At 72.1% G+C, this 23,317-nt stretch carries 21 protein-coding genes and 1 pseudogene; 12 read left to right on the top strand and 10 right to left on the bottom strand.

Features of this window, described 5'->3' with window-relative positions:
* Positions 1 to 19 precede the first annotated feature (19 nt).
* Positions 20 to 559 carry a hypothetical protein gene (locus tag ACX6XY_RS03930; protein ID WP_460326341.1) on the top strand — a complete coding sequence of 180 codons (540 nt, stop codon included), beginning with the start codon at positions 20 to 22 and terminating at the stop codon, positions 557 to 559.
* Positions 556 to 865 (top strand): annotated as a pseudogene (locus ACX6XY_RS03925) (hypothetical protein). Before ACX6XY_RS03930 ends, ACX6XY_RS03925 begins: the two are co-directional and overlap by 4 nt.
* Before the next feature lie 15 nt (positions 866 to 880).
* On the opposite strand, the gene ACX6XY_RS03920 reads toward ACX6XY_RS03925, so the two are convergent.
* From ACX6XY_RS03920 to ACX6XY_RS03910, 3 genes are all read right to left on the bottom strand, one after another.
* On the bottom strand, positions 881 to 1,741 hold the full coding sequence (locus ACX6XY_RS03920; RefSeq protein WP_460326339.1) for a cytochrome c biogenesis CcdA family protein: 861 nt from the start codon (positions 1,739 to 1,741) through the stop codon (positions 881 to 883).
* A 12-nt stretch (positions 1,742 to 1,753) separates the two neighbouring features.
* On the bottom strand, positions 1,754 to 2,350 hold the full coding sequence (locus ACX6XY_RS03915) for a redoxin domain-containing protein (protein WP_460326337.1): 597 nt from the start codon (positions 2,348 to 2,350) through the stop codon (positions 1,754 to 1,756).
* Between the two features lie 179 nt (positions 2,351 to 2,529).
* Positions 2,530 to 3,246 carry a DUF4097 family beta strand repeat-containing protein gene (locus tag ACX6XY_RS03910; RefSeq protein WP_460326334.1) on the bottom strand — a complete coding sequence of 239 codons (717 nt, stop codon included), beginning with the start codon at positions 3,244 to 3,246 and terminating at the stop codon, positions 2,530 to 2,532.
* 606 nt (positions 3,247 to 3,852) lie between these two features.
* Here ACX6XY_RS03910 and ACX6XY_RS03905 point away from each other — a divergent pair.
* Both ACX6XY_RS03905 and ACX6XY_RS03900 read left to right on the top strand, forming a co-directional pair.
* Positions 3,853 to 5,019 (top strand): PucR family transcriptional regulator, encoded by a 1,167-nt coding sequence (locus ACX6XY_RS03905; protein ID WP_460326332.1) that lies wholly within the window; start codon positions 3,853 to 3,855, stop codon positions 5,017 to 5,019.
* Positions 5,020 to 5,155: 136 nt separating this feature from the next.
* Positions 5,156 to 5,614 (top strand): SPW repeat protein, encoded by a 459-nt coding sequence (locus tag ACX6XY_RS03900; RefSeq protein WP_460326330.1) that lies wholly within the window; start codon positions 5,156 to 5,158, stop codon positions 5,612 to 5,614.
* A 1-nt stretch (position 5,615) separates the two neighbouring features.
* On the opposite strand, the gene ACX6XY_RS03895 is transcribed toward ACX6XY_RS03900, so the two are convergent.
* From ACX6XY_RS03895 to crcB (ACX6XY_RS03870), 6 genes are all read right to left on the bottom strand, one after another.
* A complete protein-coding gene (locus ACX6XY_RS03895) occupies positions 5,616 to 6,416 on the bottom strand; it encodes a response regulator (RefSeq protein WP_460326328.1) in 801 nt (266 codons plus the stop codon).
* The gene (locus ACX6XY_RS03890; RefSeq protein ID WP_460326326.1) at positions 6,413 to 8,020 is read right to left on the bottom strand and encodes a sensor histidine kinase; all 1,608 of its coding nucleotides are present in this window, start codon (positions 8,018 to 8,020) and stop codon (positions 6,413 to 6,415) included. The genes ACX6XY_RS03895 and ACX6XY_RS03890 overlap by 4 nt, the downstream gene beginning before the upstream one ends.
* 83 nt (positions 8,021 to 8,103) lie before the next feature.
* Positions 8,104 to 9,837: an SLC13 family permease gene (locus ACX6XY_RS03885; protein ID WP_460326324.1), complete on the bottom strand. Its 1,734-nt coding sequence runs from the start codon at positions 9,835 to 9,837 to the stop codon at positions 8,104 to 8,106.
* 174 nt (positions 9,838 to 10,011) lie between these two features.
* A complete protein-coding gene (crcB, locus tag ACX6XY_RS03880; RefSeq protein ID WP_460326322.1) occupies positions 10,012 to 10,386 on the bottom strand; it encodes a fluoride efflux transporter CrcB in 375 nt (124 codons plus the stop codon).
* Complete coding sequence (locus ACX6XY_RS03875; protein ID WP_460326320.1) at positions 10,383 to 10,745, bottom strand: DUF190 domain-containing protein; 363 nt, start codon at positions 10,743 to 10,745, stop codon at positions 10,383 to 10,385. Before ACX6XY_RS03875 ends, crcB (ACX6XY_RS03880) begins: the two co-directional genes overlap by 4 nt.
* A complete protein-coding gene (gene crcB, locus ACX6XY_RS03870) occupies positions 10,733 to 11,257 on the bottom strand; it encodes a fluoride efflux transporter CrcB (protein ID WP_460326318.1) in 525 nt (174 codons plus the stop codon). The genes ACX6XY_RS03875 and crcB (ACX6XY_RS03870) overlap by 13 nt, the downstream gene beginning before the upstream one ends.
* A gap of 121 nt (positions 11,258 to 11,378) precedes the next feature.
* Here crcB (ACX6XY_RS03870) and ACX6XY_RS03865 point away from each other — a divergent pair, with 121 nt between their 5' ends.
* The 8 genes from ACX6XY_RS03865 to ACX6XY_RS03830 all read left to right on the top strand — a co-directional run bounded on the left by ACX6XY_RS03865 (position 11,379) and on the right by ACX6XY_RS03830 (position 21,942).
* Positions 11,379 to 14,720 carry an ATP-binding protein gene (locus ACX6XY_RS03865; RefSeq protein WP_460326316.1) on the top strand — a complete coding sequence of 1,114 codons (3,342 nt, stop codon included), beginning with the start codon at positions 11,379 to 11,381 and terminating at the stop codon, positions 14,718 to 14,720.
* Positions 14,721 to 14,803: 83 nt separating this feature from the next.
* Entirely contained in the window at positions 14,804 to 15,190 is a 387-nt protein-coding gene (locus ACX6XY_RS03860) for a hypothetical protein (protein WP_460326314.1), read from the top strand.
* Positions 15,191 to 15,288: 98 nt separating this feature from the next.
* Positions 15,289 to 15,948 (top strand): NADPH-dependent FMN reductase, encoded by a 660-nt coding sequence (locus ACX6XY_RS03855; RefSeq protein WP_460326312.1) that lies wholly within the window; start codon positions 15,289 to 15,291, stop codon positions 15,946 to 15,948.
* Between the two features lie 69 nt (positions 15,949 to 16,017).
* Positions 16,018 to 17,064, top strand: coding sequence for an ATP-binding cassette domain-containing protein (locus tag ACX6XY_RS03850; RefSeq protein WP_460326310.1), 1,047 nt, complete (start codon positions 16,018 to 16,020; stop codon positions 17,062 to 17,064).
* Entirely contained in the window at positions 17,061 to 17,912 is an 852-nt protein-coding gene (locus tag ACX6XY_RS03845; RefSeq protein ID WP_460326309.1) for an ABC transporter permease, read from the top strand. Before ACX6XY_RS03850 ends, ACX6XY_RS03845 begins: the two co-directional genes overlap by 4 nt.
* A 79-nt stretch (positions 17,913 to 17,991) precedes the next feature.
* Positions 17,992 to 18,642 carry a lipoprotein gene (locus tag ACX6XY_RS03840; RefSeq protein WP_460326306.1) on the top strand — a complete coding sequence of 217 codons (651 nt, stop codon included), beginning with the start codon at positions 17,992 to 17,994 and terminating at the stop codon, positions 18,640 to 18,642.
* A gap of 310 nt (positions 18,643 to 18,952) precedes the next feature.
* Positions 18,953 to 19,843, top strand: a complete 891-nt coding sequence (locus tag ACX6XY_RS03835; protein WP_460326304.1) for an endonuclease/exonuclease/phosphatase family protein — start codon at positions 18,953 to 18,955, stop codon at positions 19,841 to 19,843.
* A gap of 113 nt (positions 19,844 to 19,956) precedes the next feature.
* On the top strand, positions 19,957 to 21,942 hold the full coding sequence (locus ACX6XY_RS03830) for an FUSC family protein (RefSeq protein WP_460326302.1): 1,986 nt from the start codon (positions 19,957 to 19,959) through the stop codon (positions 21,940 to 21,942).
* 6 nt (positions 21,943 to 21,948) lie between these two features.
* Here ACX6XY_RS03830 and ACX6XY_RS03825 read toward each other — a convergent pair whose 3' ends face one another.
* The gene (locus tag ACX6XY_RS03825; RefSeq protein WP_460326300.1) at positions 21,949 to 23,286 is read right to left on the bottom strand and encodes a hypothetical protein; all 1,338 of its coding nucleotides are present in this window, start codon (positions 23,284 to 23,286) and stop codon (positions 21,949 to 21,951) included.
* Between the last annotated feature and the right edge of the window lie 31 nt (positions 23,287 to 23,317).

Here is a 23,317-nt window from a genome sequence, read left to right as displayed (position 1 = left end):
TACGTGCCTGGGGGTCGGGATGGACGGCGGTCGCGGGAACCAGTGCGGCGAGCACACACCCGAGCTGCGGACCCTGCGGCAGAAGGTCGCGTACATGGTCGAGAAGACCTTCCCCGGTCAGCGGGTCTCGGGGCGGCAGTTCGCGGAGCTCGTGCGGCAGCGCGGAGGCTCCCTGTCGCACAGCTACTTCTCCAACATCCTCGCCGGGAAGGTCACCGACCCGTCCGAGGAGATCCTCAAGGGCCTCGGGCTCGGCTTCGGCGTGGACTGGCGCTTCTTCAAGGAGGAGTCCGAGGTCGTCGACGACGTGGTCGCGGGACTGCGGTTCCTCGCGAAGCAGCGTACGGGGGAGATCAGCGGGCTGGCCGCACGCGGCCTGGGCGAGGACAGACTCCCCCCGGAACTACTCCAGTTCGCCCTGACCTTGCTGGACGAGGCCAAGTCCGAGGCCAAGCCCGAGGCCGAGGCCAAGCCCGAGGCCAAGCCCGAGGCCGAGGCCAAGCCCGAGGCCGAACGGGACGCACAAGGCGACAGCGACAGGACGCCGCCCCGCCCATGAGCACAACAGAGACACCGCCCACCCCGGCAACCGCTGCCGCCACCACCCGCGCACGGCGCGTCACCGACCTCCTACAACCCCGCAACGTCCTCCTCTTTTCGGCATGCTCGGGATCGGCCTAGCGGCCGCGGGCGACTGGACAGGACTGCTGTGGGGGCTGCTCGGCGCGCTGTGCGCCGGGCTGATAACGGCCTGACCGCCGCCGTGTGCTGGTCGCGGGTGGCGCTGCGCTACCACACCGTCGCACAGACGGTGGCCGGGGCCGCGGCGGGCGCGGCCACCGCAGGCGCGTTCCTGCTCACCTGAGCCGCACCCGGCAGTTCACCCGGACCGCGGCCGCTGGCCCACACCGCGGCGGCGTCGGTGCACCAGCCCCAGCGCCACCAGTACCGCGAGCACGATCGCCACCGACGCGACGCCGACCGTGTCCAGACCGTCCGCGAGCCAGCGCTGCACCACCGCCGCGCCGTTGATCACCGGGTCGTCGACCGGGCCGCCGCGCAACACCCGGATCTCGTACCAGCCGTAGTACGCCACGTACACGCCGACCACCAGCAACAGCGCCCCGCCCACCCGCGACGCGCTCGCGCCCAGCCGTCGGATGCCGGACACCCTGGCCGTACGGGTCAGCGCCACCGAGAGCGCGGCCACACCGACCACCGCGCCCATCCCGGCCGCGTACGCCCCGAAGAGCAGCACGCCCTCGCCGACCGAGCCGCCACGGAACGCCGTGACCACGATGGCCAGGAACGGGGCGATGGTGCAGCCCAACGAGGCGATCGCGTACGCCCCGCCGAAGAGCCCCATCGACCACACCGACCGCGTGACGGCGGGCGCGCGGCGCAGCTTGGGCAGCAGCGCGGGCAGCGTACGCCCGGCCAGCAGCCAGCCGCCGAGCAGCGCGAGCAGCAGCCCGAACACCACGGTGAACCAGGGCAGATGCCGCTGCACCTGATCCGTGACCGGGGCGATGGCGAGGCCGAACAGGGCGAAGACGGCGGTGAATCCCGCGGTCATCGCGGCGGTCGCGGCCAGCGCGCGGCCGACAGCGACCGTCCGGCTGGGCGAGTCGTCGCCGAGTACGAGGAGGGACAGATAGGCGGGAAGCAAGGCGAAGCCGCAGGGATTCACCGCGGCGAGCATTCCGGCGGTGAGGGCCAGGGCAAGAGGCAGATCAGACACCGTTCGCCGCCCTCACCCCACCAACGTGTCGAGCTTGTCGGCGAGTCCCTTCCCGGCCGGGAGCACACCGGTGAAGGTGTTCTCACCGTCCTCGTCGAGGATCACATAGACGCTCTGCTCGGTGATCTCGAACTTCTTCCAGATGTCGCCGCGCTCGTCGTTGAGCTGCGGGAAGCCGTCGACGTCGTTGTCCGAGACGAAGTCCGCCATCGCCTTCTGTTTGTCGAGGCCCGCGACGCCCACGACGTGCGCCTTGCCGTCGAAGTCCTTCGCGACCTTGGCGGTCTCCGCCGCCTGGCCCTTGCAGGTGGGGCACCACGGCGCCCAGAACCAGAGCACCGTGGGCTTCCCGGCCAGGGTCGCGGCGTCGAAGGGCTTCCCGTCGACCGTCGTCCCGGTGAAGCGCAGCGTCTCCGGGACGGAGACGTCGGTGGAGCCGTCCGCGGGCTGCTCCGCCTGGCTCTCCGCCGACTCCGCCGACTCCGCGGACTCCGTCGGCTTCTCCGGGGACGCGCCGCCGTCGCTGTCCGTCTCCGTGCCGCACGCGGTCAGCGCCAGCACGGCGGAGACCAGCAAGGCGCAGGCGGCGGTCGCTCGGGATCGTGTCATCCGGGATCGTGTCGTCATCACGCTGGCACGGTAAGGCGATGCGGGCGCGAATGAGAGTACCGGCGACCTTACGATTCCCTGACGGACAAACGGAGGACATCAGGGACGGGCGGGCCGGGCGGGCGAGCTCTCACCGCGAACCCGGAACCGGAGCCGGGAGCGGGGAGCCGGGGAACTGGTCAGTCCGCGGGCAGGACGGATATGGCGCCGTTGCTGGTGGTCAGGTCCACGGAGTGCGTGGCGTCAGGGTCGGTGGCGACGCCTATCTCCTTGCTGCCGTTGCCGGTCTTGGTGGTTACCCGATAGGTCTCGTTCGGGACCTTGAGGGTGATGCTGCCGTTGGACGTCCTGACCCGGACGTCCTGCGCCTTGGCCGCGATGAGGTCGACCTTGCCGTTGCTGGTCTCCACTCGTGTGTACGCGCCGGTGAGGCCGCGTCCGATGACCCTGCCGTTGTCGCTCCGCACATCGACGGCGCCGGTGACCGACCTCAGCTCGATGGCGCCGTTGCCGGTGGACACGCCCACCGATCCCACTCGCGACAAGCTGATCGTCCCGTTCGAGGTCTTGCCCCGCACCGCGAGCCCCTCCGGCAGGTCCACGGTGTACCCGACCGTGCAGTCGTCGCCACAGCCGCCGAGCACCAGAACCCCGTCCTCGATCTTGTGGGACGCCCCCTTCGGCTTGTCGCCGCGGTATCCGATATGCCGACGTATGGACACCTCGTCGGTGTCGGCTCGGCCACGCACCTCGACGCGGCCGTTGCCGTTGTCCAGGCGTACGGTGGCGAGCTTCGCGGTGTCCTGCTTCGACACCGTGGTCTCGTCCTCGAAGTTCTTGTCCGTGAGCACACCGCAGGCGCCAAGCCCGATCGCGCCCGCCACGGCGAATGCCACGGCCCCGATCACACGGCGCTGACGCGCGAGCCGACTCATCAGTTCCCCCTGTACCGGCATGGTTCAGCGGCCCGGCCCCTGTCGGACACGTACCGCTACGACGCTTTCGAGACTACGGACCGCCACCACGCCCCGGCATGGGGGAAACCCCCGAGTGTTCCCTGAAGCCGCGCCCCGGCATCCCTGACCCCGGCAACAGCACACAGCAGCACCGCCGCTGACGATCCGGCATCAGGGAAGCGTTAAACATTGCCGGGTTCCGGCAATGCGTTCGAGGCTGACTGACTGCCAGAATGAAGCCACGGGGGAAACCGAGGGGGCTCGGGGGAAGGTGGGGAGCCCCCTGGGGGGAAGCGGGGGAACCCGAGGGGGGAACGGGGGAAACAGGGGGGGCACGGGGGATGGTCCCGGCGTCGAGCACCGACAGGGGTGTCGGCGCCGGGACCGCCACGAGAGCCGACCGACTGCCGCGCTCCGGCAGCGGTCGGCCGCCACGCGGATCGGGTCCACGGCGTCCCGTCACTTGCCCGCGCTGCCGAAGCCCGGCAGTCTTGACGCGCTACTGACGCCGGGAGTCAAGTCCACCGGCGCACCTAGGGGGAGCGCGTGACCACACACCAGATGCCCGAGACCGTCCACGACCAGGCGCGTGCGAGTTCCCAGGACAGTCCCCGCGGCAGTTCCCAGGACAGTTCCCGCGGCGCCTCACGCGACAGCTCACACGACGAGCCCCTGAACGGCTACCTCGACGGCTACGCCGAGATCCTCGCCGAGGCCTCCGCCACCGGCAGACGGCTGACCCGCGACGAACTCGACTCCCGACGGCGGCTCGGCGAGCAGGCCGCCGAGGACGGCCTCGGGCTGCGCGCCCTGCTGCTCAAGCACCTGTCCGCGACCCGCACCACCTGGCCGGGCACCTCCGGCTCCGCCGACAGCGTGCTGGCCGCCGTGGAACAGGCCATGGACGCCTTCGCCGAGGGATACGAGCGGGCCCAGCGGATCGCCGTACGCCGAGAGGAGGCGGCCCGCCGCGAGTTCATCGACGACCTGCTGCACGGCCGCAGCGACCTGGGCCGACTCGCCGAGCGTGCCGAGCGGTTCGGGCTGCGCCTCTCGCACGCGCACGCGGTCGCGGTCGCCACAGGACCGGACGCGTACACCGAGACCGACCCGGTCGCCCGAGGCGTGGAGGCCGCGCTGATCGCCCGCTTCGGCGATCGCGCCATCATGCTCACCACCAAGGACGGCAGACTGGTCTGCATCGCGCCCGGCGACCAGGGCAACGTCCTCCACTACTTCGCCAAGCAGGCGCACGCGGCCACGGACGGCGGGCAGGTCGCCATCGGCCGCGCGCACCAGGGGGCCGGGGGCGTCGTCCGCAGCTACGAGGAGGCGCTCGGCTCGCTGGACCTGGCCGAGCGGCTCGACCTCGACGATCCGGTGCTGCTCGCCGCCGACCTGCTGGTCTACCCCGTACTCACCCGCGACCGGGAGGCGATGGCCGATCTCGTACGGACCGTGCTCGGCCCGCTCCAGCAGGCGCGCGGCGGCGCGGAGCCGCTTCTGGACACGCTGGTCGCCTACTTCGACGCCGGGTGCGTGTCGGCGGCCGCGGCCCGTCAGCTGGCCCTGAGCGTGCGGGCCCTGACGTACCGCCTGGAGCGCATCCACCAGCTCACCGGCTCCAACCCCGCCGACCCGCTGCACCGGTACACACTCCAGACGTCGGTGATCGGGGCGCGCCTGCTGGACTGGCCCGCGAAGGACCTCTAGACGGACCTCCAGACCACCCCGTACAGATCTACCCATAAAGGAAAAATAAGGACAGAATGGGGGTGCTGGACTGCGGACCGCACAGCGCGGTCGGGTCTGTGCTGTCAGGCCTGGACAAGCAGAGGAGACGATTGTCATGGCCGACGTCTCGCACCACAGAAGTGACATCGCGGCCCACCCCGACGTTTCCGAGATGCGGGACCGCTACGCCCGCGTTCTCGGTGGTCGGGATGTGGCACTCGTGGACGCGCCGGTGTTCCTCACCGGCCTGTTCTGCGCCATATCCCCCTGGACGGTCCACTTCGCCGCCACCCAGCCCACCCTCGCGACGCACAACCTGATCATGGGTATCGCGATAGGGCTGCTGGCGCTCGGGTTCACCGTCACACCGGCCAGGATGTACAGCCTGAGCTGGGCCATGTGCGCCATGGGCGTGTGGATGATCGTGTCGCCGTGGGTCGTCGGCAGCAGCCCCGACACGGGCGTCATCCTCACCAATGTGATCATCGGCGGCCTCACGTTCGTGCTCGGCGTGCTGTGCACGGCCGCGGCGGCCAAGCAGGGAAAGCAGCAGGCGCAGGCCAACTCGGCCTGAGTCACTTCGGCGCCTGGGGACCGTTCCAGTGGTAGACGTTCTCCGGGCGCCCCTGACTGCCGTAGCGCGGTCGGCGCTCGGCCAGATCCTGCTCGGCGAGGTACTCCAGATAGCGGCGCGTGGTGACACGGGCCATGCCCAGGTGACCGCCCGCCTCGGTGGCCGTGACGCCGCGCGGGGCGAGTTCGCGCAGCAGGTCCACCACGGCGGACAGGGTCGGGTTGCTCATCCCCTTCGGCAGCGGTCCGCCGACGCTGCCGCGCAGCGCCCCGAACGCCCGGTCCAGGTCCTGCTGGGCGGTGTCCGCGCCGTGGTCCAGGAGATGACCCCGGTACTCGGCGTAGCGCTCCAGCTTGTCGCGGAAGGCGGCGAAGCCGAACGGCTTCAGTAGGTACTGCACAACGCCGTACACCAGCACAGAGCGTACGGTGCCCACGTCGCGCGCCGATGTGATCGCGATGATGTCGGTGAGGCAGCCGCGGGCGCGCAGCGTGCGGCAGACGTCCAGGCCGGTCATGTCGGGCAGGTAGAAGTCCAGCAGGACCAGGTCGACGGGGTCGCGGTCCAGGAAGTCCAGGGCCTCAGCGCCCCGGTGCACGACGCCCGCGACCGTGAAGCCCGGCACGCGCGCGACGTACTGCGCGTGCGCGTCGGCGATCCGCGGGTCGTCCTCGACGACCAGTGTTCTGATCGCACTGGAGCCACTGCTGCCACCGGTGTCGCTGCTGCCACTGCTGCCACCGGTGTCGCTGCTGCCACTGCTGCCACCGGTGTCGCTGGTCATGCCTGTGCCGCTGGTCATGCTTCCTCTCCACGGTCTGTGTCCTGCGGGTGCAGGCGTACGGTGAACACCGCGCCGTTCCCGGCGCCCACCTCCACCTCACCCCCGTACCGGCTGATCACCTGCTTGACCAGGGCGAGGCCGAGGCCCCGGCCGCGCGCCCCGGCGGCGGACTTGGTGGTCCAGCCCCGCGTGAAGATGGCGTCCAAGTGCGCGCCGTCCACGCCGGAGCCGCTGTCGGCCACCCGGACCAGCAGCCCGCCGTCGGGCTCGGTGCGCGCGGTGACCGTGACCTTGCGGGGCGGTTCGGCGGCCAGCGCCGCGTCGATCGCGTTGTCCACCAGATTGCCGACCAGGGTGACGAGATCGCGGGCCGCGACCGCCCGTGCCGTCGGCTCGGCCACCGCGGTGTCCTCGGTCACCGCCAGTTCCACGCCCTTCTCGGCGGCCTGGGCCGCCTTGCCGAGCAGCAGGGCCGCGAGCGCGGGCTCCCGCACCGACTCGGTCAGGCGGTCGGCGAGCTGCTGGGCCGAGGCCAGTTCCACCGTGGCGAACTCCACGGCGCGCTCCGGCTGGCCGAGTTCGACCATGGTGATCACGGTGTGCAGCCGGTTCGCGGACTCGTGCGCCTGGGCGCGCAGCGCTTCGGTGAAACCGCGGACCGAGTCCAGCTCACCGGCCAGCGCTTCCAGTTCGGTGTGGTCGCGCAGGGTGGTGACGGCGCCCAGGGCGCGGCCGTCCTTCTCGATGCGCTCCTGGTGGGCGACCAGCACCCGGTCACCGTAGACGCACAACTGGTCGGCCGCGGGCTCCCCGGACGCGAGCAGTTCGTCCAGCGGGGGCCGCAGGCCGAGGTCGCGTACCCGGCGGCCCTCGGCGTCGCCGGTGAGTCCGAGCAGTTCGCGTGCCTGGTCGTTGGCGAGGACCAGCTCGCCGCGCGGGCTGACGATCAGCAGGCCTTCGCGGACCGTGCGCAGGACCGCGTCGTGGTGCTCGTACAGCCGGGTGATCTCCGCGGCGCCGAGGCCCAGGGTCTGCCGGTCCAGGCGGCGGCTGATCGCGTACGAGCCCGCGGCGGCGATCAGCAGCGCGGCCGCGGAGAGGTAGCCGACGGGGTAGAGGCGGCGCCGGAGTTCGCTGCCGATCTGCTCCTCGAGGATCCCGATCGCGAGCAGGGCGTCCACATCGCCCGCGTCGTCGCGGATGGGCACCACGGCGCGCACCGAAGGGCCGAGCGTGCCCTCGTAGCTCTCGGTGAAGGCCCGGCCGTCGAGCGCGGGGCCGATCGTCCCGACGAAGGGCTCGCCGACGCGCTCCGGGTTGGGGTGCGTGTAGCGGGTCCGGTCGGGGGCCATGAAGACGACGAAGTCGGTGCCGGTCGCTTCGACCACGGAGTCGGCGATCGGCCGCAGTACGGCGGACGGGTCGGGGCTCTGGAGGGCCGTGCGGACCTCGGGCAGTTCGGCCAGCGCGGCGGCGAGGTTGCGCACCTGGAGCTCGGCGTGCTCGTGCGTGTCCCGGCGTACGTCGAGGAACACCAGCAGCGCCGCCGTCCCGACCAGCGAGAGGATCACCGCAAGCTGCAGCGCGAAGAGCTGTCGGGCCAGGCTCATTCGCTTGCGCATAGGGCAATTCTCGCAGGTCAGGGCGGAGGCGCAGCAGGAGGAACCGCGCCGGGGTCCCAGCGGGGATCCCGTTGGGGATCCCGTCAGAACGACAGGCCCATCGCCCAGCCGCCGAGCAGCATCGTCATCGCGGTGATGAGGACGACGCCGATCAGGTTCAGCCACAGCCCGGCCCGGATCATCTGCGGCATCGTCACATAGCCGGAGCCGAACACGATCGCGTTCGGCGGGGTGCCGACCGGGAGCATGAAGCTGCACGTGGCGGCCATCGCGGCGGGCACCATCAGGAGCATCGGGTCGACGCCGATACCGACGGCGACGGCGGCGAGCACCGGCAGGAAGGTGGTGGCGGTGGCGGTGTTGCTGGTGAGTTCCGTGAGCATCAGGATGATCAGGCAGACGGTGGCCACCAGCAGGACGACGGGCAGCGCGCCCAGGCCGTCCAGCTGGCCGCCGATCCACGCGGAGAGCCCGGTCTCCTGCACCGCCTTGGCCAGGCACAGGCCGCCGCCGAAGAGCAGCAGCACGCCCCACGGGACGCCGGTCTGCGCCGTGCGCCAGTCCATGGCCGACACGCCCTTCTTCGCCGACACGGGGATCAGGAACAGGGCGAGCGCGGCGGCGAGGGCGATGGTGGTGTCGTTGAGCCGCGCCATGAACGGCAGCACGGAGGTCAGCGCGTCCCAGTCGCTGAGCTGGTCCTTGAAGATCCACAGCAGCGCGGTGGAGACGAAGACGCCGAGTACGGTCCACTCGCCGCGGGACATCGGGCCGAGCTTGTCCAGCTCGTCCTGGATCACCTGCTTGCCGCCCATCACATCGCCGATCCGGGTCGGGTAGGCGACTCGGGTCAGGAACAGCCAGGCGACGACCAGGAAGACGGCGGACAGCGGCACCCCGAGCTTCATCCAGTCGGCGAAGCTGATCTGGACGTTGTACGTCTCTTCCATGACGCCGGTCATGATCAGGTTCGGCGGGCTGCCGATCAGGGTGGCCAGACCGCCGATGGTGGCGGCGAAGGCGATGCCCAGCATCATGCTGACGGAGAAGTTCCGGGTGTCCTCGTCGGCGGCCAGCGCCGCCACCGGGTCTCCTCCGACGCCTGGTTCCGACCCGGTGCCCGTGCCCGGTGCGGACTCGGTGTCCGGCGCGGACTCGGCGTCCGGCGCGGACTCGGCACCCGCTTCGGACGCCGCGCCCTTCGGGGCGGCGGCGTGCGCGCGCCGGGCCGCGGCGACCATCGCCAGGACGCTGACGCCGATCGGCAGCATCATCATGGTGGTGGCGGTGTTGCTCACCCACATCGACAGGAACCAGGTCGCGGTCATCACGCCGAGCAGCAGCTGACGCGGTCTGGTGCCGATCGCCCGCATGGTCAGCAGCGCGATGCGCTTGTGCAGGTGCCATTTCTCCATCGCCAGCGCGATGACGAAGCCGCCCAGGAAGAGGAAGACGATCGGATGGCCGTACGCGGCCGTGGCGTCACCGATCGGGAAGATGCCGAGCAGCGGAAGCGCGACCAGCGGCACCAGCGAGGTCACCGCCAGCGGCAGCGCCTCGGTCATCCACCAGACGGCGACCAGAATCGCCACGGCGAGCGAGGTGCGCGCCGGAGTCGACAGGTCGGCGTCGGCCGGAATCAGGAAATAGACCAGCAGGCCGAGCGCCGGGCCGAGCAGTCGGCCGATCCAGATGCGCTTGACCGGGAGGTGCTGACCGTCGGCGCCGGGGCGCGGCCCCGCGGACTGCCTCATCTGGCTCTCGGCGCTCCCGGCTGCCCGCGTCTGCGTCTGCGTCTGCGTCTGCGTGGTTGCCATCACGATTCCCTTCGCGAAACTCCCCGGCCGCCCGTCGGAAACCGGTGCGTTCGCTGAATGTGACATGACACACCAGAGGTGTCGCTCTTTTGGTCGTAAGGGTCCGCGTGCACCCTGACCAGGCGTTTCACCGCCATAGAGCGCGGCACTCAGTGCCGCCAGCGGGGCCGTCGCTCAGCGCCAGAGCGCCTCGGCGGCCGCGATCCCGACGAACGCGGCGCCGAGCCCGGCCACCACGCTCGCGGCCGCGTTCAGCGCGGCGAACAGCCGCGCGCCCGACTCGGCCAGCCGCAGCGTCTCGTACGAGAACGTGGAGTACGTGGTCAGCGCCCCGCACAGGCCCACACCGAGCAGCAGGAGCAGCCGGGAGGACGCGGCGCCCGCGACCGCCGCGCCGGTGATCAGCCCAAGCGCGAGGCACCCGGTGACATTGGCGGCGAACGTACCCCAGGGGAACACGGTGTCGTGCCGGGACTGCACGACGCGGTCGGTGAGGTAGCGCAGCGGGGCCCCGAGCGCGCCGCCGACCATGACCAGCAGCCAGTTCACCGTTCCGCTTCCCGCCCTTCGCTCTCACGTCCCGCGTACCGGATGACCTCGCAGTCGTCGAGGATCACCAGGCCCTCGGAGACCAGTTCGTCCAGCTGCGGCAGGAAGGCGCGTACCCGCTCCTCCTTGTCGACGATCAGGATCGCCACCGGCAGATCCTCGCTGAGCGAGAGCAGCCGCTGGGTGTGCACCAGGGACGAGGCGCCGAAGCCCTCAATGCCCTTGAAGACGCTGGCCCCCGCGAGCCCCGCGGTACGCGCGCGGCGCACGATCTCCGCGTACAGCGGGCGGTGGTGCCAGGTGTCGCTCTCTCCGATCAGGATGGTCACCCGCAGTGCGGTGCCGGTCAGCCGCGGCATGCGTCGTCCCTTCGTCGTTCCCGCCCTACGACGACGCGGCGGGTCGCCGTCGCCGCCAGCCAGACCGCCGCGAGCGCAGTCAGCAGGGTCAGGGCCAGGTACGCGAGTGCCGTGCGCGCCTCGCCCACGTCGGTCAGGTGCTCGATGTCGACCGCGTAGGCCGAGAAGGTGGTGAAGCCGCCGAGCACGCCGGTGCCGAAGAAGGGGCGCACCAGGTGGTGTACCTGGCGGCCCTCGGTGATCACCACCATGAAGACGCCCATCACCGCACAGCCGACCGCGTTCACCGCGAGGGTCGTCCAGGGGAAGGCGTCGGGCGCGGTCGGCCAGAGCAGGGCCGCGCCGTAGCGGGCGGCCGCGCCGAGCGCGCCACCGAGCGCGACGGCGGCGACGACGGGAGCCTGGCCGCGCAGGGGCGAGGCGCGGCGGCGGGGGGCGGGCGGCCCGCCCTCAGCGCCGTCCGCTGGCCCGTCCGCTGACCCGTGTGTCACTCGGGCCTGTCCTGCTCCCATGAACAGCCAGGCTATCCGGCCGGGGCCCGCTCGGCCGGGCGGGCTTCCCAAGCCTGTGGATAACCCGGAGCCTGTGGAAAACCGTGAGCCGGGTGTCTGCGGGTGGGCCTATCGTTCGAGCATGACCCCCGAACTGATCGGGCGCGACCATCCCGTCGCCGTCCTGCGCGCCGAGCTCGCCCGAGCCGCCGAGAGCCACGGCGGCCTGCTGCTCGTCACGGGCGAGGCGGGCATCGGCAAGACGACGCTGCTGGGCGAGGCCGCCGAAGAGGCGCGGCGGCTGGGCGCTCTGGTGCTCACCGGCGCCTGCTGGGCGTCCGACAGCGCGCCGGGCTACTGGCCGTGGGTGCAGGTCGTACGAAGCCTGCGGCGGGCGATGGACGAGGCGGAGCTGGCCGCCGCCGACGAGGCCGCGGGCGGCGCGCTCGGTGTGCTGCTGGGCGAGGCGCGGGCGAAGGCGGGCCCCGGCGAGGACCCGGCGGAGGCCTTCCGGCTCTATGACGCGGTCACGACCGCGCTGGTCACGGCCTCCCACAAGCGCCCCGTCGTGGTGGTCCTGGACGATCTGCACTGGGCGGACAGCGCCTCGCTGAAGCTGCTGGAGTTCGCCGCCGGGCACGCCTGGTTCGAGCGGTTGCTGCTGGTCGGGGCGTACCGGGACGCCGAGGTGGACTCCCCCGGACATCCGCTGCGCGAGCAGATGCTGCCGCTGGCCACGAAGGCGACCACCCTGACCCTGTCCGGTCTCGGCCGCGAAGAGACCGGGGCGCTGCTCGCGCGGACCGCGGGGCGCGAGCCCGACTCCGAGATCACCGCGCACGTACACCGGTGGACCGGCGGCAACCCCTTCTTCGTGGAGCAGACGGCCCGGCTGTGGGCGTCCGGCACACCGGTGGACGCGATCGCGCCGGGCGTGCGGGAAGCCGTGCGGCAGCGGCTCGGCACGCTGCCGGGGCCGGTGGCGCGGCTGCTGACCACGGGCGCGGTGCTCGGCCGCGAGTTCCACCGGCAGGTGCTCGCCGCGGTCGAGGGCGAGCCGGTGGCCCTGGTAGACCGGCTGCTCGGCCAAGCGGCGGTGGCCCGGCTGGTCACGCCCCTGGGCGGCGGACACTACGCCTTCGTCCACGATCTCGTACGCGAGACGCTGTACGAGGAACTGGCCGACGGCACCGGGCGGTCGGCCGACGCCGCCGAGGCCGAGCGGTCGGGCGACGCCGCCGAGGCTCGGCACGCGCGGGTGGTCCGCACCCTGGAGGCCGCGCCCGCGCTCGCCACGAAGGTCTTCCCAGCCGACCGGGCCCGGCACGCGTACGCCGCGGGCGACGCGATCGAACCCGAGACGGCGGTGCGGCTGCTCGAGGAAGCCGCGCGGGACGCCGGGTCACGGCTCGCCCTGGAGGAGCAACTGACGCACCAGCGACGGGCGGTGGAGCGCGCCGCTGGCCTGAAGGACCAGGGCCGCCGCGTGATCGTCGCCCTGGGACTCGTCGACGGGCTGCTGAGCTACGGCAGCCAGCGCGAGACGGACGCCGCCATCGACGACGCGCTGCGGCTGGCCCGAAGCCTGGACGAACCCGGACTGCTGGCCAGAGTCGCCCTCACCGTCTACACCAGCTACGCGGCCGCCCGCGAGAAGCGGCCCAGCGGCGCGCTGTTGCGCGAGGCCTACGACCGGATGGCCGGGCGGGAGGGCGCTTCCGCGGACCGTACGCCGGAGGAGCTCGCCCAGGAGCTCAGCATCAGAACCAGTGTCCTGGCCCGCCATCAGGAGGATGACGAGGCACTGGGGTTCAGCCTCTGGGCCAGGCACCACGCCATCTGGGGCCCCGGCACCGCTCCGGAACGGGTCGCGCTGGTGGAGGAGTTGGCGACGATCGCCCGACGCGCCGGCGACGTCGAAGGTGAGAGCTTCGCGCGGGCCCTGCACTGGGTGGCCCTGCTCGAACTGGGCGACCCGCGCTATCTGGACGAGTACCACGCGTTCGTGGCGCTGGCGGAGCGCCACGAACTGCCGCGGATCGGCGTCAGCGCGGCGATCGACCAGTCCATCGTCACCGCGCTCGCGGGGCGCTTCGCGCAGGCCGAGAGCTTCCTCGCCGAGGCCTTCGGATACGTGGACCGGGCCCACCCGCATGAGGGCGTGCTCGCGCTGCTGGAACACCACCGGTGGACGCTCGCCCTGCTCCAGGGCCGGTACGAAGGCCTGGACGACCTGAGCGGCTCGCTGGGCCGGGACCACCCCTGCCCGCGGCTGCTCACCGGGATCACCGCGATCGAACGCTCCGACGCGGACTGGGACGGCACGGGGCACGGGAGCGACGGCGAGGGCGGGCGCGTGGGCGACGACGGCACCAGGCGCGTGGGCGGTGATGTCGAGGCGGCCGTCGAGTACGCCCGCACCCTCCTGGTGGGCGGGGCGTCGTCCGACCGCGGCTTCCTGCCCCTGCGGCTGCGCTTCCAGGCCCAGGCCGCGGCGGCCTCCGGCGACCCGGAGCTGTGCGAGCGGGCCCGTGCGGCGCTGACGCCGTATGCCGGGGCGGGACAGTGGGCGGTGTCCATGTTCGGCTGGGACATCAGCGGCCCGATGGCCCACTGGGCCGCCCTGTGCGACGCGGCGCTCGGCCGCTGGGCCCAGGCCGCCGAAGGCTTCACTGCGGCCTACCGCTCGGCCGACCTCATCGGCGCCCAGCCCTGGTCCGTCGAATCCCGCGCACGCCTCGCCCAGGCCAGGGCCGCGCTCGGCGAAGACCCCGCCGCGCTGCTCGCCGATGTGGAGCGGGACGCGGAGGCCCTGGGGATGCGGCAGATACTGCGCCGTGCCGCGCGGCTGCGGGAGCGGCACGAGCGAGCGGAAGCGGACCACGAGACAGCCGCGCCAGCCGCGCCAGCCGCGCCAGCCGCCGGAGCACCGCTCCCCGCCTATGAGTTCCGGTTCGACGGCACCGTCTGGAACCTCGCCTACGAAGGCCACCGGGTGCATATGCCCGACACCAAGGGCCTGCGCGACCTGCGGCTGCTGCTCAGCCGACCTGGCGACGGCATCGACGCGGTGCGGATGCTCGCGCCCGACGGCGGCGCCGAGGTGATCGCCGCGCACAGCATGAGCGGGGATGCGGTACTCGACGAGGAGGCCAAGCGGCAGTACAAGCGGCGTCTCGACCAGTTGGACGAGGAGATAGACCACGCCGCCCGGTCCGGCGACGAGCAGCGGGCCGCCCGGTACGACACCGAGCGCGCCGCGCTGCTGGCCGAACTCCGCGCCGCCGCGGGACTCGGCGGCCGCACCCGCCGCCTCGGCGACGAGGCGGAACGCGCCCGCAAGACGGTGACCGCCCGTATCCGCGACACCCTGCGCAAGCTGGACACGCTGCACCCCGCGCTCGCCGCCCATCTGCGCGACTCGGTGTCCACCGGCCTGACCTGCGCGTATCGCCCGGAGCGTGCCATCTACTGGCGACTCTGACCGGCCGCGTCCCGCCGAGTTGCCGGGCGCGGCCCCTCGGTGTGCCCTGGAAGGTGACGGGGGCGAGCAGAGAGGAGCCCGTCATGGCACACGCCGCACCTTCCGCGCCCCGTGCCGCGATCCACACCTCGACCTGGGCGGTGCCGCTGATCTTCGGCATCGTGTACGGCATCTGGACCTCCGGCATCCAGCGCAGCACCGCACGGGAGGCGATCACCGCGGGCAATGTCCTCTTCGGCGTGGTGACGGGGATTCTCTTCGCGCTCGTCATGTACGCGCTGCGCACGGCCGGGCCGCGGCTCACGCGGGAGCTTCGGGGAATCGCCTGGTCCGCGTTCGCGGGCGTGGCCTTCGGCTTCCTCTACAGCCTGTCCGGACGGTCGGTCCTGCACTCCACGATGATGGCGCTGGGAGCCGCCGCGATCGTGTTCGCCGTGCAGTTCTACCGCTTCTACACCACGGAGGACTGAGCACTCGGCCTCAGCTCGGACCGTGTCGCGCGGCCGCCAGATCCGATCTGGCGGGCGCGCGACGCGTTCTGGCGCCTATGAGGTGAGAGGAGGCTCCGATGACGACACTCAGCGGCACCAGCGGCCTGAGCGACACCAGCGGCCTGAGCGACACCAGCCACCCGGACACCAGCCACCCGGACACCGGCGGTGGTGCTCCGCTCCGGGTCGCCGTGATCGTCGGCTCGACCCGCGAGGGGCGGGTCGGCGACGCCGTGGCGCGGTGGTTCACCGAGCGGGCGGCGCAGCGCGGCGAGTTCGACGTCGAGGTGATCGACCTCGTCGAGTACACGGACTTCCCCGCCCGCTATCCGCACATCACGACCACCGCGATGGCCCGCTTCACCCACCGCGTCGACCGCGCGGAGGCCTTCGTCGTCGTCACCCCCGAGTACAACCGCAGCTTCCCGGCCTCGCTCAAGCAGGCCATCGACTACGCCTACGACGAGTGGCACGCCAAGCCCGTCGGCTTCGTCAGCTACGGCCACGGCAGCCGGGGACTGTACGCGGTCGAGGCACTGCGCAGCGTATTCACCGAGCTGCATGCGATGAGTTTGCGGAACGCCGTCGGTCTCAATCTCACCGAGGAACCCACCGGCACCCCCGACACGAACCCCGACAGCGCGTCTGGCCAGGCGGCCGACGCCCTGCTCGACCAGCTCCTGTGGTGGGGCCTGGCACTCCGCGAGGCCCGCGCCACCCGCCCCTACACCTCCTGACCGCCCCCTGACCACTCTCAAGCCACCGCCTGACCTGTTGGCACGACCACCCCGGAAGGGACCGGCACCATGAGCAAGCAGACGACCAGTCTGGCGATCGAGACCGCGGGTCTGGTGAAGACCTTCGGCGAGACCCGCGCCGTGAACGGCGTGGACCTGTCCGTCCCCACGGGCACGGTCTACGGCGTCCTGGGCCCGAACGGCGCGGGCAAGACGACCGCCGTGAAAATGCTGGCGACCCTGCTCCGCCCGGACGCGGGCGAGGCCCATGTGTTCGGCCATGACGTCGTCCAGGAGGCGGACACCGTACGCGGCCTGGTCAGCCTCACCGGGCAGTACGCCTCCGTCGACGAGGACCTGACCGGCATCGAGAACCTGGTGCTGCTCGGCCGTCTGACGGGACACTCCAAGCAGGCCGCGCGCATCCGCGCCGGGCAGCTACTCGAGGCCTTCGGCCTGGCCGAGGCCGCGGGCCGCCAGGTCAAGAACTACTCGGGCGGGATGCGCCGCCGCATCGACATCGCCGCCTCCATCCTCAACACCCCGGACCTGCTCTTTCTGGACGAGCCGACCACCGGACTCGACCCGCGCAGCCGTAACCAGGTCTGGGACATCGTGCGAGCCGTCGTGGCCCAGGGCACGACGGTGCTGCTCACCACGCAGTATCTGGACGAGGCCGACCAGTTGGCGTCCCGCATCGCCGTCATCGACAAGGGCCGGGTGATAGCCGAAGGCACCAAGGGTGAGCTGAAGGCGTCCGTCGGTGCCGGTTCCGTGCATCTGCGCCTGCGCGACGCCCATCAGCGGGCCGAGGCCGAGCGGCTGCTGACGGCGGTCATGGGCGCGCAAGTCCAGCTGGAGCCCGACCCGGTGGCCCTCACCGCGCGCGTGGGGACGGGGGACAACGGCCAAGGGGCGGCCGAACAGGCCTCCCGCGCGCTGTCGGAGCTGGCTCGCTCCGGCATCACCGTCGACAACTTCTCGCTGGGCCAACCCAGCCTGGACGAGGTCTTCCTCGCCCTGACCGACCGCGGCACGGCAGACCAGAGCAAGAGCACCACAGACGCAGACACGAACACGAACACGGACACGGACACCCAGGAGGCAGCGGCATGAGCACCGCGACGACCACCACCACCGAGCCCGAGGAACTGGCCCCGGTCAAGGGCGATTCGCTGGCCGAGTTGCTGGTCTCCAGGGACCGGCCGCCGCGGCCGAGCGCGTGGTCCGCCTCCGTGACGTTCGGCTGGCGGACGATATTGAAGATCAAGCACGTCCCGGAGCAGCTCTTCGACGTGACGATGTTCCCGATCATGATGGTCGTGATGTACACGTACCTCTTCGGCGGGGCGATCGAGGGCTCACCGCGCGAGTACATCCAGTACCTGCTGCCCGGCATCCTCGTGATGAGCGTCACGATGATCACGATGTACACGGGCGTCGCCGTCAACACGGACATCGAGAAGGGCGTTTTCGACCGCTTCCGCACCCTGCCGATCTGGCGCCCGGCCCCGATGGTCGGCTATCTGCTCGGCGACGTCATGCGCTACACGGTCGCCTCGGCCGTGATGCTGACTGTCGGCATCATCATCGGCTACCGCCCGGACAGCGCCATGGGTGTGCTCGCCGGGGTCGCCCTGCTGCTGGTCTTCGCGTTCGCCTTCTCCTGGGTGTGGACGATGTTCGGCCTGCTGCTGCGCAGCGAGAAGTCGGTGATGGGCGTGAGCATGATGGTGCTGTTCCCGCTGACGTTCCTGAGCGACATCTTCGTCAAGCCGGAGACGATGCCGGGCTGGCTGCAGACGTTCGTGAACAACAGCCCCGTCACCCACACCTCCAAGGCGGTCCGCGAACTGATGACGGGCGCCTGGCCGACGGCGGACATCGCGTGGACGCTGGGCTGGTCGGCCCTGTTCATCCTGATCTTCGGTCCGATCACCATGCGGCTCTACAACCGCAAGTAGAGCTGGCTCTCGTCTCGTATACCGTGACCGGTCGTACGGCGAGTTCAGGTGTTCAGGGCGGCAGGGTGGTACTTCAGTGATGCGAGCAGGACGAGGCGGATTCTTGGCGGCCGTGGCCGCGCTGACGGCGACCGGGCTGCTGACCGCCTGCTCCTCGGGGGCGGACGACTCCTCGGCGGACAGCGGGAAGGCCTCTCCAGGCGCGTCCAGCAGTACGTCCGCGACCTCGGCGGCCGTCGTCTCGGGCGGCACGGTCGGCGGCCAGGACTCCGCCTGCCCGCTGCCGGTCACCTTCGACTTCGTGGAGAAGTGGAAGCCGAAGGCCGTCGTACTCGACGGGAGCGAACTCGACGCGCTGGGCAAGCGCGGGACCGTCGAACTGGCCTGCGAGATCGACGCCAAGCCCGCGGGGAACATCGGCTTCCTCAGGGTCTGGACCTCGGACGCGAAGGCCGACGCCCCGCGCGAGGTGCTGGAGACGTTCGTGGGCAGCCGCCGCGGCACCAAACAGGTCGAGTACCGCGACACCAAGGCGGGCGAACTCCCCGCGGTCGAGGTCACCTACCTCTACACCAACAAGATCCTGGAGGAGACGAAGAAGGAGCGCGCACTCGCCGTCTCCACGCCGTCCGGCCCGCTCGTCCTCGACCTGGGCGGCCTGGACACCCAGGAACACGAGGAAATGCTCCCGGCGTACCGGCTGGCCCAGCAGACGATGTCCCTCAGCTGACCACGGCCGCACAGTTCGCTGATCACGGCCATACACGGCCGCCCCTACCGTGGGCACCGTTCAGTGCCTGGCAGCGTTCGGTGAAAGGGCCGTCTTGGAGACAGGGACACAGGGAACCCCCACAGCGTCGACGGTCATGGACACCACGGCCAGCGCAACGACAACGGCCAGCACAGCCAGTGCGGCCAACACAGCCAGCACAGGCAGTGCGGCCGTTGGTGGGGACCGCCCAGCCCCCGCCGCCCGTCGGGCGGGCCCGCGGCGCGTGGCCGGGTGGGGCGCTGGAGTCACTCTCGCGGGCGTCAGTCTCGTGCTCGTCTGCCGCGCGCTGGACACCGACGCCGTCACGCCCGTGCCCCAACTCCTCGCGTTCCTCCCGTGGCTGATCGTCCCCGCGGGCGTCGCCCTGCTGCTGGCCGCGCTGGCCCGCTGGCGGGTGGGGATGGCCTGGGGCGCGATCGCGGTGGGCGTCACGGCCTGGTTCACCCAGCCGTACGGCGGCGCCGACCCGCCGTCCGGACCGCCCGTCGCGCAACTCCGCGTCCTGACCTCCAACGTCGAATTCGGCCAGGCGACGCAGCAGTTGCTGGCCGCCATCCGCCGCGAGCGCCCCGACCTGGCCTTCGTCCAGGAGTGCGACCTCGGCTGCGCCCAGGCGCTCCGGGAGCACACCGAGGCCGACTACCCGCACCACCGCATCGTCCTGGCCACCGGCGCCGAGGGTTCCGCGATCCTCAGCCGCTACCCGCTGAAGGACGCCGACGGCGTACCCGGCACCCTGTCGATGCCGGGCGCGATAGCCGAGGTCGCCGGATACCGGGTGCGGCTCCAACTGGCGCACCCGATGCCGCCAATGCCCGGCGACCTCGACACCTGGCGCTCCGAACTGGCCGCGCTGCGCGACTACGCGGCACGGGACAGCCGTACGCCGACCATCCTCGCGGGCGACTTCAACGCCTCGCAGGACCACGCCGCGTTCCGCCGCGTCCTGGACACCGGGCTGCGCGACAGCACCCGGCTCGCGGGCGGCACCCGTACGCCGAGCTGGCCGTCCGTCTCCGCGCCGCCGCTCGGGGCACAGATCGACCACGTGCTGGTGAGCGCGGACTTCTCCGCGCGTGCCACACGTTTCATCGACCTCGACCACACCGACCACCGCTCCCTCCTGGCCGACCTCACCCTCCACGCGCCCCAGCCATAACCACCCACAAGCCATAACCACCCACAAGCCATAACCACCCACAAGCCGTAACCGCCTGCAAGCCGTAACCACCCGCAACCGGAACATGCGCGCATGCGGCACATAATGGGCGTATGTCCCGAGCGTTCACCCCCCGCCTCGCGCCGCCCGAGTGGCTGGCCAGAACCCTCGAGACGAAACCGGCGCCCCGGACGCCCTGGCCCGCGATCGTCCGCGCCGCCGTCGCCATGTCGCTGCCCCTGGCCGTCGGCTTGGCCACGGGCTATCCCCACTACGGGGCGATCGCCTCAATAGGCGCGCTCTCCGGGGTCATCGGCGACACCGCGACCGCGTACCGGATGCGGGTCTACAACATCGCCGTACCGCAGTTCTTCGGCTCGGTCGGGGTCACGCTCGGCTCGCTCGCGTACGGGCACGGGTGGCTGACCGTCGCGGTGGTCACGGCGGTGGCGCTCGCCTCCGGGATGATCTCGACGATCGGGGCGGTGGCCTCGGTCTCCGGGCTGCTGCTTCTGCTGAACTCGGTGATCGGCGCGGGACTTCCGATGCCCGGCGCGTGGTGGGCGCCGGGGCTGCTGATCGGCGGCGGCGGGCTGCTCGTCCTGGCGCTGGCGCTGCTGGCCTGGCCGGTGCGTTCCAGGGTGCCGGAGCGCACCGCCGTCGCGGACACCTACCGCGCGGTGGCCGCGCTGCTGGAGGCCGTGGGCCGGGCCCCGGCGGCGTACGCGGCCGCGCGCCACGCCGTCACCCAGTCGCTGAACCAGTCGTACGACCTGACGCTCGCGCGGCGGGCCCGCGACCACGGCCGCAATCAGGAGCTGGCCCGGCTCGTCAGCCAGCTCAACGCGCTGATCCCGCTCGTCGAGGCGGCCCCCGCCGCCCAGTTGGCCGGACGCCCGCTGCCGGACGAGGCGCCCACGGCCGTACGCGCCCTCGCGCACGCCGTGGAGACGGGCTTCACCGGCTCCGTCGACCTACGCCTGCCGCCCGAGCCCGCGGGCCCCGGCGCCCGCGCCGTCAACCACGCCATCCGGTACGCCGCCGAAGCCCTGACCGACACCGACCCCGGCAATGTGGACGACCGCCTGGGCCGCCCCGCCGCGCTGCGCGAACGCGTCCGCCGCACCGCCCGCACGGTCCTCCTCTCGGCGGCCTCCTGGCGCTACGGCCTGCGCCTGGCCCTGTGCATCGGCCTGGCCCAGGCCCTGGTGTCCCTGATCCAGGTGGACCGCTCCTACTGGGTGGCCCTGACCGTCACCTTCGTCATGAAGCCCGACTTCGGCTCGGTGTTCTCACGGGCCGTGCTGCGCGCGCTGGGCACGGCGGCCGGTCTCGTCCTGGCGGCCGCGGTGCTGGCGGAGGTGCCGCGCGGCTGGTGGGACGTCCTGGTCCTGTTCCTCCTCGCCCCGCTGATCCCCGCGCTGACTCCGCGCGGCTACGGCTACCAGACAGCCGCCATCACCCCCGTGATCCTCATCCTGTCCGACGTACTCAACAAGGCGGGCGTCGGCCTGATCGTCCCCCGCCTGTACGACAGCCTCATCGGCTGTGCGATCGCCCTGATCGCGGGCTATCTGCTCTGGCCGGAGTCCTGGCACGCGCGGATCGGCGACCGGCTCGCGGACGCGGTGGCGGACACCGCCCGCTACGTCGAGTGCGCCTTCCTGGACCCGGCCGCCCCCGGCACCCCGAGCGTCGCCGCCCGCGCCCGGATGCGCCGCCGCCTCTACCGCGACCTGTCCGCTCTCCGTACAGAGTTCCAGCGCGCCCTCACCGAGCCGCCGCCGACCGGGACGCGGGCGGCGGCCTGGTGGCCGCTGGTCGTCGCCGTCGAACGCGTCGTGGACGCCACCACGGCGGCCCGTATCCACATCCGCCACGGCGCGCCGCGCCCGGCCCCCACGGACTCCGCGGAGATCTGCCGCGCCCTGGAACAACTCGCCGACACCTTGCGCGAGTCGACCTCCCCCACCCGAACGCCGAGCACGGCGCCCCTCCCGTACGAGGGCACCGCCCCCGACGACGTCCTCACCCCCCTCCGCCACGAGGTACGCGCCGCCCAGGCCATCGCCAACCCCCAGCCTGACCTGAACGCTTAGCGCTCCTCACCCGGCCGAGGCCGGGGCCGAGGCCGGGGCCGGGGCCGGGGCCGGGGCCGGGGCCGGGGCCGCGCGGCGGGCGACGGACCAGCCGTAGCGGGTCTGCACGGCGTGGACCAGGCGGGTGCCACGGGCCGCCGTCGCGCGCAGGACGGGGTCGGCGTCGGCGACGTCGAGGCGGCTCCAGGCGCCGTCCGCGTGCAGCACGTCGAGTTGGACGAGCCCCACCGAGTGGTTCTTGTGCAGCCGGGCGATCGCGACAAGGTCCGACATCGGCAGCTCGACGGGCGACTGGCCCGGAGTGTGCAGCTCCACCGTGTCCCGGCGCAGCACCAGCAGGCCCCTGCGGCCCATCCAGCGCGCCGGAACGGCGACATCGGAGACGTCGTCCAGCGGCGGCCGCGCGGACCGGGCCGCCGCGACGGCCCCCGCGCGCCGGACGACGTGGTAGGCGAGCATCGGCCCGATGGCCGCGAACAGCACGCCCGCCATCACCAGGAAGCTCAGCACGTTCTCCGTGAACGACTCGCCCGCGGCCAGGGCGATCAGCCCGAAGACGAGCGCAGGGGCGCAGACGATCAGCCACAGGCGCCGCAGCGGCATAGCCCCGTCAGGCAGCGGCTCATCGTGCGTCACGCGCGCGTGCCAGGTGCCGCCGAGGCACCCGAGGATCTGCTCCTGTCGCCCCCGCCTGACGCTGGGCAGAAGCCGCACCGGCCGCTGTGCCGCCAGCTTCCTGGCCGCCCCGGCCGGGTCGGCGACGAAGGCCTTGGCGAAGCGGGCCTCCTCCTCGGCGCGCGCCCAGCGGCCGTAGGCGGCGGGGCGTACCAGGCCGTACACCCCGTACGCCGTCATCAGCACCGCGGCGCCCAGCAGCGCGGTGGACACCGCCCACTTCTCCGCCGTCGTGTCGCCGGACGGCGGCCAGGCCGCCAGCGCGAAGAGCCCGCCGCCCAGGCACCAGGCCGTCGCACTCGCCTGCCACGCCACCCGCTGTCTGCCCGGCAGCGGCTCCGCGGCGGACAGGTCGTCGGGCCGGAACGCCCGCGCGGTGTGGTCGATCCGGCGCAGCAGCGCTCTGCCGCCGCGGGCGGTGACGGCCAGGAACAGCACGGCCCACACCGAGGCGGCCGCCCCCGCGATGCCCATGCCCGCGGCGGCGAACTGCTCGTCGAGCGTCAGCCGCGAGGTGTCGACGGCCGCGTACACGTCGATCGCGAGCAGCATCCAGCCGAGGCTGCCCACGGTCAGCACCCCCCAGAGCGCCGCCAGCCGCCGCCCCGAGCCGTAAAGCTCCCGTGCCCCGGCCGTCGTGGCGGCCCCCGCTATGTCCCCGTTCTTCATCCGGGAGAGCGTACGGCCTGTCCGGCGGATC

Source organism: Streptomyces sp. O3 (assembly GCF_054788135.1).
Note: the sequence above shows the minus strand (reverse complement) of the source record. Positions and strands in the feature narration are given on the sequence as shown.

What these genes read in the sequence shown, in the direction of transcription:
- ACX6XY_RS03930 (WP_460326341.1), top strand. Translation starts at nt 20, where the DNA reads ATGGACGGCGGTCGCGGGAACCAGTGCGGCGAGCACACACCCGAGCTG.
- ACX6XY_RS03915 (WP_460326337.1), bottom strand. Translation starts at nt 2,350, where the DNA reads ATGACACGATCCCGAGCGACCGCCGCCTGCGCCTTGCTGGTCTCCGCC.
- ACX6XY_RS03900 (WP_460326330.1), top strand. Translation starts at nt 5,156, where the DNA reads ATGGCCGACGTCTCGCACCACAGAAGTGACATCGCGGCCCACCCCGAC.
- ACX6XY_RS03895 (WP_460326328.1), bottom strand. Translation starts at nt 6,416, where the DNA reads ATGACCAGCGGCACAGGCATGACCAGCGACACCGGTGGCAGCAGTGGC.
- ACX6XY_RS03890 (WP_460326326.1), bottom strand. Translation starts at nt 8,020, where the DNA reads ATGCGCAAGCGAATGAGCCTGGCCCGACAGCTCTTCGCGCTGCAGCTT.
- ACX6XY_RS03885 (WP_460326324.1), bottom strand. Translation starts at nt 9,837, where the DNA reads ATGGCAACCACGCAGACGCAGACGCAGACGCAGACGCGGGCAGCCGGG.
- ACX6XY_RS03875 (WP_460326320.1), bottom strand. Translation starts at nt 10,745, where the DNA reads ATGCCGCGGCTGACCGGCACCGCACTGCGGGTGACCATCCTGATCGGA.
- crcB (WP_460326318.1), bottom strand. Translation starts at nt 11,257, where the DNA reads ATGGGAGCAGGACAGGCCCGAGTGACACACGGGTCAGCGGACGGGCCA.
- ACX6XY_RS03865 (WP_460326316.1), top strand. Translation starts at nt 11,379, where the DNA reads ATGACCCCCGAACTGATCGGGCGCGACCATCCCGTCGCCGTCCTGCGC.
- ACX6XY_RS03860 (WP_460326314.1), top strand. Translation starts at nt 14,804, where the DNA reads ATGGCACACGCCGCACCTTCCGCGCCCCGTGCCGCGATCCACACCTCG.
- ACX6XY_RS03855 (WP_460326312.1), top strand. Translation starts at nt 15,289, where the DNA reads ATGACGACACTCAGCGGCACCAGCGGCCTGAGCGACACCAGCGGCCTG.
- ACX6XY_RS03850 (WP_460326310.1), top strand. Translation starts at nt 16,018, where the DNA reads ATGAGCAAGCAGACGACCAGTCTGGCGATCGAGACCGCGGGTCTGGTG.
- ACX6XY_RS03845 (WP_460326309.1), top strand. Translation starts at nt 17,061, where the DNA reads ATGAGCACCGCGACGACCACCACCACCGAGCCCGAGGAACTGGCCCCG.
- ACX6XY_RS03840 (WP_460326306.1), top strand. Translation starts at nt 17,992, where the DNA reads ATGCGAGCAGGACGAGGCGGATTCTTGGCGGCCGTGGCCGCGCTGACG.
- ACX6XY_RS03830 (WP_460326302.1), top strand. Translation starts at nt 19,957, where the DNA reads ATGTCCCGAGCGTTCACCCCCCGCCTCGCGCCGCCCGAGTGGCTGGCC.
- ACX6XY_RS03825 (WP_460326300.1), bottom strand. Translation starts at nt 23,286, where the DNA reads ATGAAGAACGGGGACATAGCGGGGGCCGCCACGACGGCCGGGGCACGG.